This window comes from Streptomyces sp. NRRL WC-3549 (genome assembly GCF_000721935.1).
GTDB lineage: Bacteria > Actinomycetota > Actinomycetes > Streptomycetales > Streptomycetaceae > Streptomyces.
The window spans coordinates 110804-112115 of sequence record NZ_KL585399.1; the positions used below are offsets into that span (position 1 = coordinate 110804).

At 76.8% G+C, this 1312-nt stretch carries 2 protein-coding genes; both read right to left on the bottom strand.

The features are described 5' to 3' along the window. Positions 1-229 (bottom strand): aminopeptidase P family N-terminal domain-containing protein (locus IH13_RS0115410; protein WP_324605184.1); only part of this gene is annotated, 229 nt, incomplete at its 3' end. Positions 230-315: 86 nt separating this feature from the next. Then, the gene (locus IH13_RS0115415; RefSeq protein ID WP_031084779.1) at positions 316-1116 is read right to left on the bottom strand and encodes a Pro-rich N-terminal domain-containing protein; all 801 of its coding nucleotides are present in this window, start codon (positions 1114-1116) and stop codon (positions 316-318) included. Positions 1117-1312 lie beyond the last annotated feature (196 nt).

Consider the following 1312-nt stretch of genomic DNA (forward strand, 5'->3'; position numbering starts at 1 on the left):
CGTCCACCCGCAGCCGCTCGTCGGGGCGCCCGTGGGCGGGGTCGCCGTTCGGGGTGCGGGGGCAGAGCAGGACGTCCTCGCCGGGGCCGAGCAGCAGCACGGCGCCGGGCGGGGCCCCGCCCGCGAGATAGCGGACGTTGGCGGGGCGGGAGACCAGGGCGGCCGCGGATCCGGCGGCGGCGTACCGGTCGCGCAGCAGCCCGCGTCGGACGGCGTACACCTCTGACATGTCTTCGAGCGTACGAGCGGGTGCGGCGGCCCGCCCGGTCAGCGCATCCGACCGGGGGCCCGGCTCTCCGCCGCGTATCAGGACCGCTACCAGGCCGGCGGGCTGGCTATGGAGCGGGCCAGGACGTCGTCCAGGACGCGGGCGGTCGTCTCGACGTCGTACGTCGAGTTGTCGATGATCGGGAGCCCGGAGCCGTACCAGCCGGCCATCCGGCCGTGGATGCGGGCGACCTCCTCGTCGGAGAGGCGGCGGTTGCCGCTGCGGGCCGCGTTGCGCTCCAGGACGACCTCCAGGCCGGGCAGCAGGACGACGGGCAGCAGACCCGGGCCCACGTGGCGCTTCCAGCCGCCGAGGCCGACGACAGGGCGGTCCGGGAAGACGGCGTCGTCCAGGATGCAGGAGATGCCGTTGGCGAGGAAGTTGCGGGCGGCGAAGCCGCAGGTGCGGCGGGCCAGGCGGTACTGGGCCTCGGAGTGGTCGTTCCATCCGGCCTGGGGGTCGGCGAAGCCGGAGCAGACCCATTCGCGGACGTCGTCCAGGGAGACGTGCGCGGTGGGGACGCGGCGGCGGCCGGCCCAGAGCTTGGCGACCGTGGTCTTGCCGGCGCCGGCCGGTCCGATCAGGAGGACCGCGAGGGTGGCCGTGCCGGTGCCGGGTTCGGCGGGCGGCGCGGGCAGCGGGACGGGACCGCCGGGCGGGAGCTGGACGTGCCCGGCGGTCTCCCTGGGGGGAGGAGCCGGCGCCGGCCGGGGTGCCGCGGGGGCGGGCGGTATCGGGGGCCGGCCCGGCGGAGGACCGGGGTGGCCTGTGTGCTGGGCCTGGTGCGCCCACGGTCCGCTTCCGGGGACGTGGGGCGGTGGCAGCGGGGCCCCCACTGCGTGCTGCATCCGGTGCCACTCCGTCTCGTACAGGCAACTGGCGCTGGTCGGGTGCCGTGACCGGCAGACCTGCCGGAAAAGCACGGGGGCCAACGGTACCGCCCCCGGCCGTCGTCGGGTGAACGTCCGGGGGCGGTGCGAAGTGCCCGGTGGCCGGTCCCCGTCAGTCCGTCGGTTCCCCGGCCAGCGCGCGCAGGGCCAGCCG

Bases quoted from the DNA above. Each gene is read 5' to 3' on its own strand.
- IH13_RS0115415 (WP_031084779.1), bottom strand. From the start codon at position 1,116: ATGCAGCACGCAGTGGGGGCCCCGCTGCCACCGCCCCACGTCCCCGGA.